This window comes from Amycolatopsis antarctica, from assembly GCF_002262875.1.
Lineage (GTDB): Bacteria > Actinomycetota > Actinomycetes > Mycobacteriales > Pseudonocardiaceae > Amycolatopsis > Amycolatopsis antarctica.
In genome coordinates, this window is the sequence record NZ_NKYE01000001.1 from 195987 (window position 1) to 208572 (window position 12586).

General features: G+C 70.0%; 14 protein-coding genes and 1 tRNA gene. 8 read left to right on the top strand and 7 right to left on the bottom strand.

Annotation, left to right across the window (positions count from 1 at the left end):
• Nucleotides 1-3: 3 nt before the first annotated feature.
• The 4 genes from CFN78_RS01015 to CFN78_RS01030 all read right to left on the bottom strand — a co-directional run bounded on the left by CFN78_RS01015 (nucleotide 4) and on the right by CFN78_RS01030 (nucleotide 3598).
• Nucleotides 4-1020 (bottom strand): hypothetical protein, encoded by a 1017-nt coding sequence (locus tag CFN78_RS01015; protein ID WP_094860614.1) that lies wholly within the window; start codon nucleotides 1018-1020, stop codon nucleotides 4-6.
• Nucleotides 1017-1367, bottom strand: coding sequence for a GntR family transcriptional regulator (locus tag CFN78_RS01020; RefSeq protein ID WP_094860615.1), 351 nt, complete (start codon nucleotides 1365-1367; stop codon nucleotides 1017-1019). Before CFN78_RS01020 ends, CFN78_RS01015 begins: the two co-directional genes overlap by 4 nt.
• A gap of 109 nt (nucleotides 1368-1476) precedes the next feature.
• The gene (locus CFN78_RS01025; protein WP_094860616.1) at nucleotides 1477-2358 is read right to left on the bottom strand and encodes a TIGR03619 family F420-dependent LLM class oxidoreductase; all 882 of its coding nucleotides are present in this window, start codon (nucleotides 2356-2358) and stop codon (nucleotides 1477-1479) included.
• 4 nt (nucleotides 2359-2362) lie between these two features.
• Entirely contained in the window at nucleotides 2363-3598 is a 1236-nt protein-coding gene (locus tag CFN78_RS01030) for a pyridoxal phosphate-dependent aminotransferase (protein WP_094861042.1), read from the bottom strand.
• Nucleotides 3599-3803: 205 nt separating this feature from the next.
• Between CFN78_RS01030 and CFN78_RS01035 the strand changes: the two genes are divergently transcribed.
• The 5 genes from CFN78_RS01035 to rplA all read left to right on the top strand — a co-directional run bounded on the left by CFN78_RS01035 (nucleotide 3804) and on the right by rplA (nucleotide 6828).
• A tRNA-Trp gene (locus tag CFN78_RS01035) sits at nucleotides 3804-3876 on the top strand.
• 108 nt (nucleotides 3877-3984) lie between these two features.
• Nucleotides 3985-4419: a preprotein translocase subunit SecE gene (gene secE, locus CFN78_RS01040; protein WP_094860617.1), complete on the top strand. Its 435-nt coding sequence runs from the start codon at nucleotides 3985-3987 to the stop codon at nucleotides 4417-4419.
• Between the two features lie 78 nt (nucleotides 4420-4497).
• The gene (nusG, locus tag CFN78_RS01045) at nucleotides 4498-5481 is read left to right on the top strand and encodes a transcription termination/antitermination protein NusG (RefSeq protein WP_094860618.1); all 984 of its coding nucleotides are present in this window, start codon (nucleotides 4498-4500) and stop codon (nucleotides 5479-5481) included.
• Between the two features lie 75 nt (nucleotides 5482-5556).
• The gene (rplK, locus tag CFN78_RS01050; RefSeq protein ID WP_094860619.1) at nucleotides 5557-5988 is read left to right on the top strand and encodes a 50S ribosomal protein L11; all 432 of its coding nucleotides are present in this window, start codon (nucleotides 5557-5559) and stop codon (nucleotides 5986-5988) included.
• A 123-nt stretch (nucleotides 5989-6111) separates the two neighbouring features.
• Entirely contained in the window at nucleotides 6112-6828 is a 717-nt protein-coding gene (rplA, locus tag CFN78_RS01055; RefSeq protein ID WP_094860620.1) for a 50S ribosomal protein L1, read from the top strand.
• 86 nt (nucleotides 6829-6914) lie between these two features.
• On the opposite strand, the gene CFN78_RS01060 is transcribed toward rplA, so the two are convergent.
• The gene (locus tag CFN78_RS01060) at nucleotides 6915-7862 is read right to left on the bottom strand and encodes a helix-turn-helix transcriptional regulator (RefSeq protein ID WP_094860621.1); all 948 of its coding nucleotides are present in this window, start codon (nucleotides 7860-7862) and stop codon (nucleotides 6915-6917) included.
• 63 nt (nucleotides 7863-7925) lie between these two features.
• Between CFN78_RS01060 and CFN78_RS01065 the strand changes: the two genes are divergently transcribed.
• On the top strand, nucleotides 7926-9086 hold the full coding sequence (locus tag CFN78_RS01065) for an epoxide hydrolase family protein (protein WP_094860622.1): 1161 nt from the start codon (nucleotides 7926-7928) through the stop codon (nucleotides 9084-9086).
• Between the two features lie 70 nt (nucleotides 9087-9156).
• Here CFN78_RS01065 and CFN78_RS01070 read toward each other — a convergent pair whose 3' ends face one another.
• Nucleotides 9157-9726, bottom strand: a complete 570-nt coding sequence (locus tag CFN78_RS01070) for a TetR/AcrR family transcriptional regulator (protein ID WP_094860623.1) — start codon at nucleotides 9724-9726, stop codon at nucleotides 9157-9159.
• Nucleotides 9727-9795: 69 nt separating this feature from the next.
• On the opposite strand from CFN78_RS01070, the gene CFN78_RS01075 reads away from it, so the two are divergent.
• Nucleotides 9796-10689 (top strand): NADP-dependent oxidoreductase, encoded by an 894-nt coding sequence (locus CFN78_RS01075; protein ID WP_094860624.1) that lies wholly within the window; start codon nucleotides 9796-9798, stop codon nucleotides 10687-10689.
• 46 nt (nucleotides 10690-10735) lie between these two features.
• Here CFN78_RS01075 and CFN78_RS01080 read toward each other — a convergent pair whose 3' ends face one another.
• Complete coding sequence (locus tag CFN78_RS01080; protein ID WP_094860625.1) at nucleotides 10736-11680, bottom strand: hypothetical protein; 945 nt, start codon at nucleotides 11678-11680, stop codon at nucleotides 10736-10738.
• 330 nt (nucleotides 11681-12010) lie between these two features.
• Between CFN78_RS01080 and rplJ the strand changes: the two genes are divergently transcribed.
• Nucleotides 12011-12565: a 50S ribosomal protein L10 gene (gene rplJ, locus CFN78_RS01085; RefSeq protein WP_094860626.1), complete on the top strand. Its 555-nt coding sequence runs from the start codon at nucleotides 12011-12013 to the stop codon at nucleotides 12563-12565.
• Nucleotides 12566-12586 lie beyond the last annotated feature (21 nt).

Consider the following 12586-nt stretch of genomic DNA (forward strand, 5'->3'; position numbering starts at 1 on the left):
TGGTCAGCGAAGCGGCGATTCAGGTGACGTCGTGCCGGCGCGCAGCAGATCGTTGATCAGTCCCGCGGCGCCCGCCGGGTTGTCCACGCTGACCAGGAGCCGTTTCCCGTCGTCCAGGTTGAGCACCAGCGCCGGTCCGCCGCGCAGTTTGTAGGCGGTGTCGCCGGTGACCGGGTTGACCCGGATGCCGAGCCCGCCGTAGGAGAACGCACTGAGGGTGTCCACCTCCGCGCTGCTGATCCGCTCCAGCGGGACGTGCCGCCGCGCCAGCCCCGGCACGCCGAGCCGCACCGTGACCCCCGCCGCGTCCGCCGTCAGCGTCAGCCTGCCGAGCAGCACGCACACCACCAGGCAGACGGCGACCGGGATCAGCAGCACGGCCGCAGGGGGCGGAGTCGGGGCGAGGAACCAGATCAGGGCGCTCGTCACGGCGACGGCCCCGGCGATCAGGTATCCGATCGAACTGGTGGTGCCGCCGGTCCACGCGGCACGCTCGCCCGTCCCGAGACCGACGGTCGGCTTGTCGGCCGTCAGCCCGCCACCGCGGACCGGAGCGCGGCCCGCCGGACCCGCGATCAGTGCGGCGAGCACCCCGGCGACCACGCTGCCCGCGATGGCCAGCCCGATCGACAGCATCGGCGGGCTATCGGAGACGGCTCCGTCGAGGTTCGCGTGCAGCACGGCGATCAGCACGACGGCCGGGAAGGTGGCGAATCCGGCGAGGTACCCGGCCGCACCCGTCACCGGCCTGCGGCCGCGGCGTAGCGCCACGACGGCCACGGCCGTGCCCGCGAGCGCGATCAGCACGGCGATGGCGAGTGCCCCGGCGACGAACGCCGTGGTGCCGGAGTAACCGTCGATCGTGCCGTTGCGCCAATGCGTGGCAAGCCGTTCGGGCAGCCGCCCGGACCAGGTCAGGTAGCAGGCGAACGCACCGGCGACGGCCAGCGCGGGCACGACGGTCGCGGCGAGAAGTGCTCTGGCCGCGCCGGGACGGGATGGCTGGGATCTCGTCGTCATGTGTACCTCTCCCTGATGGTGGTGGTGAGCTCGTCGACGCCGACGCCCTCGCGGCGCGCCTCGCCGATCAGCTCGCCGATGAGCTCGGCCAGCCTGGCCCGGTCGTTCGCGCCGCCGAGGACCACGGCGCCGCGGCGGCGCCGCAGGTCGATGAGGCCCTCGTCGCGCAGCAGCGCATACGCCCGCAGCACCGTGTGCACGTTGATCTCCAGCGATCCGGCGAGTTCCCGCGCGGCGGGCAGCGTGCTGCCCGGGCTGACCTCTCCGTCCGCCACGGCGCGGCGGACCGAGGCGGCCACCTGCTCGTAGAGCGGTGCGGTCGACGCCGGGTCGATGCGGATCAACATAGTTCTAACTGTACTAGAACTAATGGCATTGTTCTACCGGCATCCGGGCAGGGCGAACCGCCGCACGTCTCGGCGGAGCGGGAGTCGAACGTGAACGGGGCCGGGCGGCTCAGCCGGTACGTACGGCCAGCGCGGCGGCGTACTCCAGTGCTGCGTCGACGCCGTCCGCGACGTAGTGCAGGTCGACGAAGACGTCCTCGGCACCGAGTTCGCGCACCGCGTCCAGGCGCCGCGCCAGCTCGGGCACGGACGTGTCCGCCACGGGGTTGACGCGCACCACCCTGCGGACCGCGTCCGGATCACGGCCCGCCGACTCCGCCGCGGCCCGCACCAGATCCCACCGTTCGCGGAACAGCGGCGCTGGCAGCTCGACACCCAGCCAGCCGTCCGCGCGCCTGCCGACGCGCTCAAGCGCGCGCCGGGTGAACCCGCCGAGCAGCAGCGGCGGGCGCGGGCTCTGCGCCGGCCGAAGGTCCACAGTGGACTCCGGAATCCGCCAGTGCGGACCGTCGTGGGAGACCGGGTTGCTCGTCCACATCGCCGTCAGCACGTCCAGCAGCTCGTCCAGCCTGCGACCGCGTTCGGCCCAGGGGACACCGGCCGCCGTGTACTCGTCGCGCAGCCAGCTCAGCCCCAGCCCGACCTCCAGCCTGCCGCCGCTGAGCAGGTCGATCGAGGTCAGCGAGCGGGCAAGCAGCACCGGCGGATGCAGGGTGCCGGTGAGCGTGCTGGTGCCCAGCCGGGCATCCGTCGTCGTCCCGGCGGCCGCGGTCAGCGTGACGAGGGGGTCGACGAAGCGGGTGAACTCCGGCGGGTAAGGACGGTCCGGCGTACCGCCCGGGTACAGGTCGCTCGGCCGGGTGGGTGTCAGGACGCGGTCGCCCGCCCACATCGAGCGGTAACCGAGCCCCTCCGCCACCGCCGCGAACTCGCCGATCCGCGCGGGATCGGCGAGCGCGCCGTACTGCGGCAACGCGATACCCAGCCGCATCGCGTTACCGGGCCTCGCCCAGCAGCTTCGCCACGCGGGTGACGCCCTCGACGAGTTCGTCCTCGGCGAGCGCGTAGGAGAAGCGGAAGTAACCCGGCGTGCCGAACGCCTCGCCCGGCACCACCGCGACCTCGGCCTCACGCAGGATCAGGTCGGCCAGCTCGACCGTGTCGGCCGGACGTTCGCCACGAATCTCCTTGCCCAGCAAAGCCTTCACCGAGGGGTAGGCGTAGAAGGCGCCCTCCGGGGTCGGGCACTCGACGCCGGGGATCGCCGACAGCAGCGACACGATCTTCTTGCGGCGCGCGTCGAAGGAGGCGCGCATCTCGTCCACGATGTCCAGCGGGCCGTCGACGGCGGCCAGGGCGGCGCGCTGCGAGACGTTCGCGACGTTGCCGCACAGGTGTGACTGGTAGCTCGACGCCGCCTTGATCACGTCCTTCGGTCCGATGATCCAGCCGACCCGCCAGCCCGTCATCGAGTACGTCTTGGCCACACCGTTGAGGATCAGCGTGGTGTCGGCCATCTCCGGCACCACGACCGGCAGCGACTCGGCCTTCGCGCCGTCGTAGACCAGATGCTCGTAGATCTCGTCGGTGATCACCCAGATGCCGTGCTCGTACGCCCACCGGCCGATCGCCTCGACCTGCTCGCGCGGGTAGACCGCGCCGGTCGGGTTGGACGGCGAGTTGAACAGCAGCACCTTCGTCTTCTCGGTGCGCGCGGCCTCGAGCTGCTCGACGGTGACCAGATACCCGGTGGACTCGTCCGCGGTGACCTGTACGGCGACGCCGCCTGCCAGCGCGATCGACTCCGGGTAGGTGGTCCAGTACGGCGCGAGCAGCAGCACCTCGTCGCCCGGGTCGACGATCGTCGCGAACGCGGAGTACACCGCCTGCTTGCCGCCGTTGGTCACCAGCACCTGACTCGGATCGACCTCGAGCCCGGAGTCGCGCCGCGTCTTGCGGGCCAGCGCCTCCTTCAGCTCCGGCAGTCCGCCCGCCGCGGTGTAGCCGTGGTTGGCCCGGTCCCGCACGGCGGCCGCAGCGGCATCGACGACGTAATCGGGGGTGGGGAAGTCCGGCTGTCCGGCGCCGAAGCCGATCACCGGTCGGCCCCCGGCCTTGAGCGCCTTCGCCTTCGCGTCCACGGCGAGCGTCGCGGAGGGCTTGATCCCGGCGATGCGAGCGGAGACACGCGAGGTCGGACGAGTACTGGCGGAAGCTTCCGGAGTGGCCATGGCCAGCATTTTTTCACGGGCACCGAATGGCCGCGCGCGTGGCCCCGGAGCGTCCACCCGGGCGCGGTTGCGGGGGTCGTCACGGCTTGCCGTAGACTTCCGAACTTGGAACGTCGGACCCTCGGCCCAGCGCCAGACAGTGTCAGGTGTCGGGACGGTGGAAGGCGTCCAGTGAGCGGTAATCCTTTCGGGGTGAACCGGTCGAAGGGGTGTAGCTCAACTGGCAGAGCAGCGGTCTCCAAAACCGCAGGTTGCAGGTTCAAGTCCTGTCACCCCTGCGTCGACGTGAGAAGACGGCGAATGGCCCGCGAACCGCGGGTCATCCGAGGCGAGCAGCGGGTCGCGATCAGCGGCAGTTGTGCTAATGGGAGCAGCGAGGAGTGGCTGTGAGCGAGGACGGCGAGAAGGACCAGGAGAAGGAGCCCAAGCGCCCTTCCCGTCCGGTCACCGCCGCGGCCCGGCGTGAGCGCCGGGCCTCCGCACGGCCGGCCGCGGGTAAGGCTGCCGGCTCGGATGCCGACGAGGCCAGCAAGCGCCCCGCGAAGAAGGACAAGGCCGCAGCCGCCAAGGCGAAGGCCGACGGGAAGGACAAGCCGACCCCGAAGCGGGACAGCAAGGACAAGAAGGCGTCCCTGTTCGCCCGCATCGGCCGGTTCGTCCGCGAGGTGTGGGCCGAACTGCGCAAGGTCATCTGGCCGACGCGCAAGCAGATGGTCACCTACACCTCCGTCGTGCTGGTCTTCGTGGCCTTCATGATCGGCCTGGTGGCCGTGCTGGACCTCGTGTTCCTCAAGGGCATGGACTTCGTCTTCGGCAACTGACGCCAGGCCGCCGCACGCGGCCGGCGCAGCCGGGGGTCCGCCCAGGAACACGCACATGATCAATTGAGAGGACGGATAGTGACCTCCGACAACGGCGCAGGAGCCGGTCAGGAACTGACCGGCCTTTCCGACGAGCAGGTGCTCGCGGCCGTGGGCGACGAGAGCTCCGAGCACACCGAGCCGGTCGAGGTGGCCAGCGACTCCGAGAACTCCGAGGACCCCGCCGACGTTTCCGGCTCCGCCGAGGTTTCCGCCGACGCCGAGACCCTGGCCGAGGCCGGCACCGATTCCGGTGACGACAGCGACTCCGCGACCGGCGACGCCGGGGACGAGGACGCCGAGGACGACAGCGACAGCGACAGCAGTGACGACAGCGCCGACAGCGACACCGCCGGCGAATCCGCCGAAGAGGCCGCGCCCGCCGAACCTGCCGAGGACGTCGATCCCGTCGAGGCGCTGCGCGCCGAGCTGAAGGCCGCGCCCGGCGACTGGTACGTCGTGCACTCGTACGCCGGTTACGAGAACAAGGTCAAGACCAACCTCGAAACCCGTACTCAGACCCTGGACGTCGAGGAGTTCATCTTCCAGATCGAGGTGCCCACCGAAGAGGTCACCGAGATCAAGAACGGCCAGCGCAAACTGGTGAACCGCAAGGTTCTGCCCGGCTACATCCTGGTCCGGATGGAACTGAACGACGCCTCGTGGAGCGCGGTCCGCAACACCCCCGGTGTCACGGGCTTCGTCGGCGCGACCTCGCGCCCGTCGCCGCTGACCATCGAGGACGTGCTGAAGTTCCTCGCCCCCGCGGCCGAGAAGGCCGCTCCGGCCAAATCGGGCAAGGGCGAGACGGCCAGCTCGGACGCGCCGCTCGGCGGTGCCCCGTCCGTCGAGGTCGACTTCGAGGTCGGTGAGTCGGTCACCGTCATGGACGGCCCGTTCGCGACGCTGCCCGCCACGATCAGCGAGGTCAACGCGGACGGGCAGAAGCTGAAGGTCCTGGTGTCGATCTTCGGCCGGGAGACCCCGGTCGAGCTGTCGTTCAACCAGGTCTCCAAGATCTGACGGCCGCGTACGGCCGGCAGTCCCCGTGCCTGCGCCGCAGGTGCGCGGGGGACGCAAGACTGAATAGGAACTGAAATGCCACCCAAGAAGAAGAAGCTCGCAGCGATCATCAAGCTGCAGATCAAGGCGGGTGCCGCCAACCCGGCACCGCCGGTCGGCCCGGCGCTGGGTCAGCACGGCGTCAACATCATGGAGTTCTGCAAGGCCTACAACGCCGCGACCGAGTCGCAGCGCGGTGACGTGGTGCCGGTCGAGATCTCCGTGTTCGAGGACCGTTCGTTCGACTTCAAGCTCAAGACGCCGCCGGCAGCGAGGCTGCTGCTCAAGGCCGCGGGCGTGGAGAAGGGCTCCGGCGAGCCGCACAAGACCAAGGTCGCCAAGGTCACCTGGGCCCAGGTCCACGAGATCGCCGAGACCAAGAAGTCGGACCTCAACGCGCACGACGCCGACCAGGCCGCCAAGATCATCGCCGGCACCGCCCGCTCCATGGGCATCACCGTCGTCTGATCTGCCGCTGAGGCAGTTTCACCGTGGGAGAGCCAGGCGCTGGCTCGCACCACACCTGATCCTTCGCACGGCACGCAGTACCGCCGCGGCGACATCGAACAGAGCAAGTAGTGAGGACAGAGCATGACCAAGCGCAGCAAGGCCTACCGTGAGGCCGCCGAGCTGATCGACCGCGAGCGGCTGTACGCACCGCTCGACGCGGCGAAGCTCGCCCAGGAAACCTCCAAGGTGAAGCTGGACGCCACCGTCGAGGTCGCCATGCGACTCGGTGTCGACCCGCGTAAGGCCGACCAGATGGTCCGCGGCACCGTGAACCTGCCGCACGGCACCGGAAAGACCGCCCGCGTCATCGTGTTCGCCACCGGCGACAAGGCCGCCGAGGCCGAGGCGGCAGGCGCGGACACGGTTGGTTCGGACGAGCTGATCGAGCGCATCCAGGGTGGCTGGCTCGATTTCGACGCCGCGATCGCGACGCCGGATCAGATGGCCAAGGTCGGCCGTATCGCCCGCATCCTCGGCCCGCGTGGCCTGATGCCGAACCCGAAGACGGGCACCGTGACCCCCAACGTCACGAAGGCCGTCGCGGACATCAAGGGCGGTAAGATCAACTTCCGCGTGGACAAGCAGGCCAACCTGCACTTCGTGGTGGGCAAGGCGTCCTTCGACACCGAGAAGCTGGTGGAGAACTACGCCGCGGCCCTCGACGAGGTGCTGCGCGCCAAGCCGTCCTCCGCCAAGGGGCGCTACGTGAAGAAGGTGACCTTCTCCACGACGATGGGCCCCGGTATCCCGGTGGACCCGATGCGCACGCGTAACCTGCTGGCCGCGGACGAGGTCTGATCCTCTCCGCGTACAGCGCCCGAGAAGCGGCCTCACACTTCGAGTGTGGGGCCGTTTTTCATGTCCGGACGGGCCCGGCCAGCCGCTCAGCCAGCCGCGCGGGTGAGCCGCGCACCGAGTTCGCGGACCCGTTCCCGGAGTTCGTCCGGCTCGTGCACCTCGAAATCCACGCCGCACAGTCCGATGTAGAGGGCCAGTTCGTCGAGCGAGGCGGACCCGGTGACGAGGACACAGCGCTGGGGGCCGTCCGGTTCGAGCACGCCGATCGTCGGCGGGATGCGCTCGGCGAGCCGTTCGGCGGAGGTGTGCATGGTGACCCGCGCCTGGTAGCGGTACGCCCCGGTGGTGATGCCACGAGAGGTGTGGCCGAGCAGGTCCGCAGGCGGGGTGCGGGGCACGAAACGCGGACCCGTCGGCGTGCGCGGACTGATGCGGTCGGCGCGGTAGGTCCGCCAGTCCGCGCGTCCGATGTCGTACCCGATGAGGTACCAGCGGCGTCCGGTGTGCACCAGCCGGTGGGGTTCGACCTCGCGGACGCTCGTCGCGCCGTCGTTGCCGCGGTAGTCGAAGCGCAACCGGTGGTGGTCGCGTGCGGCCGCGGCGATGGCGGTGAGCACCTCTGGGCGTACCTCCGGCCCGCCAGGGCGCATCGGGACGGTGACCGAGCTCAGCGCGCCGATCCGGTGCCGCAGGTGGGAGGGGAGCACCTGTTCCAGCTTCGCCAGTGCCCGGACCGAGGTCTCCTCGATTCCGGCGACATTGCCGGATGCCGCACCGCGCAGCCCGACGGCGACCGCGACGGCCTCCTCGTCGTCGAGCAGCAGCGGCGGCAGGGAGGCCCCGGCGCCGAGGCGATACCCGGCGACGCCGGCCGCGGCGTGGACCGGGTAGCCCAGCTCGCGCAGCCGGTCGACGTCGCGGCGCACGGTACGGACGTCGACGCCGAGGCGTTCGGCCAGTTCGCTGCCCGCCCGGTCGTGATGGCTCTGCAACAGCGAGAGCAACCGGAGCAGCCGCGCGGAGGTTTCCAGCATGTCCGAAAGTCTGCCAGCCAGTTAGGACCGAAGTTGTCCTAACCGGCTTCTAGCGTCGTGGACATGACGAGCAGCGACGAGATCCACCCCTTCCGCATCGACGTGCCCCAGGCCGAGCTGGACGAGCTCGGCCGCCGGATCGAGAACACCCGCTGGCCCCAGGAACTGCCCGGCGCGGGCTGGGCGTACGGCGTGCCGGTCGGCTACCTCAAAGGCCTGGCCGACTACTGGCGCACCGGCTACGACTGGCGTGCACACGAGCGACGGCTGAACGAGTTTGCCCAGTACACCACCGAGATCGACGGGCAGAACGTCCATTTTCTGCACGTTCGTTCGCCGGAACCCGGGGCGTTGCCGATGGTCCTGACACACGGCTGGCCCGGCTCGGTCGTGGAGTTCGCCGAGCTCGTCGGCCCGCTCACCGACCCGGCCGCGCACGGCGGCGATCCCGCCGACGCCTTCCATGTTGTCGTCCCCTCGCTGCCCGGGTTCGGTTTCTCCGGCCCGACCACCGAACCGGGCTGGACCTCGCGGCGGATCGCGGTGGCGTGGGCGGAGCTCATGCGCAGGCTCGGCTACGACCGTTACGTCGCCCAGGGCGGCGACTTCGGCGCGGGCATCTCCCGCGACCTCGGCCTGGTCGATGGCGAGCACGTGGCCGCGATCCACGTCAACGGCGGGTTCGGCTACCCGGACGTGCCGGAGGAGGAGCTGGCGGACCTGACGGTCACCGAAAAGGCCAGGATCGCGCGGATGAACGAGTTCATGCGGGAACAGGGCGGTTATCTCGCGCAGCAGTCCTCCCGCCCGCAGACGCTGGCCTACGGCCTGGCGGACTCGCCTGCCGGTCAGCTCGCGTGGATCGTCGAACGGTTCCGCGAGTGGACCGACCCGGACCGGGAACTGCCGGAGGACGCCGTGGACCGCGACTGGATGCTCACCAACGTGACGATCTACTGGCTCACCGGGACGGTGGCCTCCTCGGCGCGGCTGTACTACGAGGACACCGATTCGGGCGCGGGCTGGGCCGAGCCGGAACCCTCGACGGTGCCGTCCGCGGTCGCGCAGTTCGGCATCCAGGACGTCGCGATCCGGCGCTGCGACGAGAAGTCCAACAACATCGCCCGCTGGACCGAGTTCGACCGAGGCGGGCACTTCGCCGCGCTGGAGGCACCGGATCTGCTGCTCGGCGACGTGCGGGATTTCTTCCGCGACTACAGGTAGGCCGCGTGGAGGTGGTTCCCTGTCGTGCCGGGCACACCTTCCCGTCGGAACACCGTGATGTGGACGGGGTTCAGGTGACGGACCAGGCCGCCTCGATCATCCGGAAGATCTCCGCCAACGCGGCGTCCGGATCAGCCGCCTCGCTGGCGAGCGAGTAGGCGTCGATCACGAACCTCGCGATCGTTCGGCAGGCCGTCGTCGTCCGTCCGAGATCGGGATCCCCGGCGATGGCCGCTGCCAGCGACTCGGCGTGACGCAGCCGCATCGACTCCTGGTGTCTCCGCAGGGCAGGCGACCGCTCGATCATGCCCCGGACAGGGGCGGCGTCCTCACCGGTGCAGTGTCGGACCAGCGCCGTGATTTCGCGGCGCAGCGCGGGGACGAGTGGCTCGTGCCGCGCCCGTTCGGTGACCGCCCGCGCGAGGCGTTGCTCGAAGTCTTCGTCCTGCTCGAACACCAGGGCCTCTTTCGAGGCGAAGTGGGAGAACAGCGTCGTGACGGCCACGTCGGCCGCGGCGGCCACATCGCGGATGCCCACCGCGTCGTATCCGTGCTCGAGGAAGAGCCGTAGCGCGGTGTCGGCGATTCTCTGGCGGGTCGCGGCCTTTTTGCGCTCACGACGGCCCGTCGGCGCGGTCATCGCGTGATGCTATCAAATACAAAAACCTAACGGTTGCGAAATACTAACCGTTAGTCTTACTGTGTGGGTATGAAGAGAGTGAGTTTTGCCGAGTTCGGCGGCCCGGACGTGCTGCGACTCGTGGACGCGGAGGAGCCGCACACCGGTCCCGGTCAGATACGTGTCGCCGTCCGGGCGGCGGGGGTGAATCCCGTCGACTGGAGGATCCGTGAGGGGCAGTTCCAGGAGGTCACGCCAATCGACCTGCCCGCCGGGGTCGGACAGGACGCTGCCGGGGTGGTGGACGAGATCGGCGACGGAGTCGACGGGATCGAGGTCGGCGACCACGTGTTCGGCGAGGGTACGAGTACCTATGCCGAGTTCGCCGTGCTGTCCGCCTGGGCCCGTATGCCGGTGGGGCTGACGTTCGAGGAGGCGGCCGGGTACCCCTCCGTGGTGGAGACCGCGTTGCGCATCCTCCGCGAGGCCGAGGTGCGGCCAGGGCAGACGTTGCTGGTCAGTGGCGCGTCGGGAGGCGTCGGATCCGCGGTACTGCAGATCGCCCGCGACCGTGGCATCGCGGTGATCGGTATCGCCGGGGCGGCGAACCAGGACTACCTGCGTGGTCTGGGTGCGCTCGCGACGACGTACGGCGAGGGCTGGGGCCAGCGGGTACGGCAGCTCGGCCACGTGGACGCGGCGCTCGATCTGGCGGGCTCCGGTGTGGTTGGCGAGCTCGTCGAGCTGACCGGGGACCCGCGCAGGGTCATCTCCATCGCCGACCTGGGCGCGCCGGAGTTCGGCGTCCGCTTCTCCGGGGTGGCCGGAAGCGTCCCGGACGCTCTCGCCGAGGCCGCCGATCTCATCTCCCGGCGGAAGCTGCACATCCCGGTCGAGAAGTCGTACTCGCTGACCGAGGCGGCGCAGGCGCACGCCGACAGTCAGGCAGGACATACTCGCGGGCGCCGTGTCGTAGTCGTCTGACGACGGATCCTTCGCCCGTGGAGCGGCTTTCGGCGGCCACGCGCAGCTAGTTGCCCGGTGCCGTGCTCGGCGGCACCGGGCACTCGCGCGGGCCGGGGCGGTGGCCGGTGATCAGCCACTGCTCGTTCTCCACCTTCGTCGCGGTGAACTCGCCGAGCACCGGCCCGCCGCTGATCGGGAACCGGCAGGAGTCGATGGTGATCGTGTCGCCCTGGATGGGTTCCGAGGTGTACGAGGGGATCGACTCGGCGTAGTCGTTGACGTTCGACACCTGGCCGTGCAGCGCCTCGACGGCCAGTTTGCAGTCGGCGAAGCCCATGTTCCTGGCGAAGTCCTGTTGCTGCGCCTCGGCGAACCGGCCGCACCCCTGCGGCACGAGGTTCTGCGCGACGGCGTCGTAGACGGTGCGCACGGCCTCGTACGGGTTCTTCGACAGCAGTTCGTTCGTCCGGTAGGTGCCGCCGCCGTCGGCGACGAACTCCTCCGTGGTTTTGTCCTCGTCCGGCGAGCCGAAGTAGTGGTTGTACGCCCACGCGCCCGCACCGACAAGCAGCGCCAGGAAGATCGCCGCGGTGAGCACCTTGCCGCCCAGCTTGCGCAGCCAGCGCGGCGTCCGCGGCCGACGCTCCGCCGGAACCAGTTCGCCGGCCGCCCGGGCTCGCGCACCGGGGTGCTCCAGCGGGTACTGCCTGGCCTCGATCGGCGGCTGCTGTGGCGGACCGGGCTGATGCGGCACCGGACTCTGCTGCGGTGCGGGCACCATGGCACCGCCCTGTTGCCCGGTGCCGCCCTGCTGCGCCTCGGTGAACCGCAGGAACTCCTGGAACTGCTGGAATTGCTGGAACTGACGGAGTTGCTCGGGATCCAGCGGCGGGCCCGCCGCCGACCCGCCCGCGCCGGATGAAGGCTCGCCGGACGCCCCGGCGCCGGGCACCGGGATACCGTCCGGAGGCGTGTCCTCGTCGGGCCGCTGCTCTCCTCGCTCCGCCACGCGACCATGATGCCTGCCCGGCCGGGCGGCCGCCGTCCGCCCATCGGGTCGAACCATCGAGTCGGACGAAGGCGCGGCAGGGGCCGGCGCGAAGCGCTCACCGGCGTTGACGTAGTATTCACGACGTTCTACCGAAGACCGCTGGTCTTCCCCACGTCAATCGGGCGAGGGGAACGAAGGTCCCGCAAAGCCGGGCGACCCGCGCAGGAGGAACGAGGCCACTCGCACCGTCGTGTGCGAGATCGACGCCCCGCGCCTGCTGCGCCGGGGCGTTTCGTCTTTTCCGGGCCGGGTGCGCCAGTGGTCACCTAGCACAGAGAGGAGGCGACCATGGCGAAGCCCGACAAGGTGGCGGCCGTCGCCGAGATCGCGGACCGGTTCCGTACGAGCTCGGCAACAGTTGTCACCGAGTACACCGGTCTCTCGGTGTCTCAGCTCAGCCAGTTGCGCCTTGCTCTCGGCACCAGCGCCAAGTACCGGGTCGCGAAGAACACCCTCGTCAAGCGCGCCGCGCAGGACGCGGGCATCGAGGGTCTCGACGACCTCTTCGTCGGTCCGACCGCCATCACCTTCGTCGAAGGTGAACCGGTCGACGCCGCGAAGGCAATGCGTGACTTCGCCAAGGACAACAACGCCCTCAAGATCAAGGGCGGCTACATGGATGGCCGCCCGCTGAGCGTCGACGAGATCAAGCAGCTCGCCGACCTCGACAGCCGCGAGGTCCTGCTGTCCAAGGCGGCCGGTGCGTTCAAGGCGAAGCTTTCCCAGGCCGCGGCGCTGTTCCAGGCGCCCGCGTCCCAGGTGGCTCGCCTTGCCGTCGCACTGGAGGAGAAGCGCCAGGCCGAGTCCGCCGGCACGACCGCCGACGCACCCGCCGAGAGCTGAACACACCCACCCCCCGAACAC

Coding starts and splice junctions, on each gene's coding strand:
- CFN78_RS01015 (WP_094860614.1), bottom strand. CDS start 1,020: ATGACGACGAGATCCCAGCCATCCCGTCCCGGCGCGGCCAGAGCACTT.
- CFN78_RS01020 (WP_094860615.1), bottom strand. CDS start 1,367: ATGTTGATCCGCATCGACCCGGCGTCGACCGCACCGCTCTACGAGCAG.
- CFN78_RS01025 (WP_094860616.1), bottom strand. CDS start 2,358: ATGCGGCTGGGTATCGCGTTGCCGCAGTACGGCGCGCTCGCCGATCCC.
- CFN78_RS01030 (WP_094861042.1), bottom strand. CDS start 3,598: ATGGCCACTCCGGAAGCTTCCGCCAGTACTCGTCCGACCTCGCGTGTC.
- rplK (WP_094860619.1), top strand. CDS start 5,557: ATGCCACCCAAGAAGAAGAAGCTCGCAGCGATCATCAAGCTGCAGATC.
- rplA (WP_094860620.1), top strand. CDS start 6,112: ATGACCAAGCGCAGCAAGGCCTACCGTGAGGCCGCCGAGCTGATCGAC.
- CFN78_RS01060 (WP_094860621.1), bottom strand. CDS start 7,862: ATGCTGGAAACCTCCGCGCGGCTGCTCCGGTTGCTCTCGCTGTTGCAG.
- CFN78_RS01065 (WP_094860622.1), top strand. CDS start 7,926: ATGACGAGCAGCGACGAGATCCACCCCTTCCGCATCGACGTGCCCCAG.
- CFN78_RS01070 (WP_094860623.1), bottom strand. CDS start 9,726: ATGACCGCGCCGACGGGCCGTCGTGAGCGCAAAAAGGCCGCGACCCGC.
- CFN78_RS01075 (WP_094860624.1), top strand. CDS start 9,796: ATGAAGAGAGTGAGTTTTGCCGAGTTCGGCGGCCCGGACGTGCTGCGA.
- rplJ (WP_094860626.1), top strand. CDS start 12,011: ATGGCGAAGCCCGACAAGGTGGCGGCCGTCGCCGAGATCGCGGACCGG.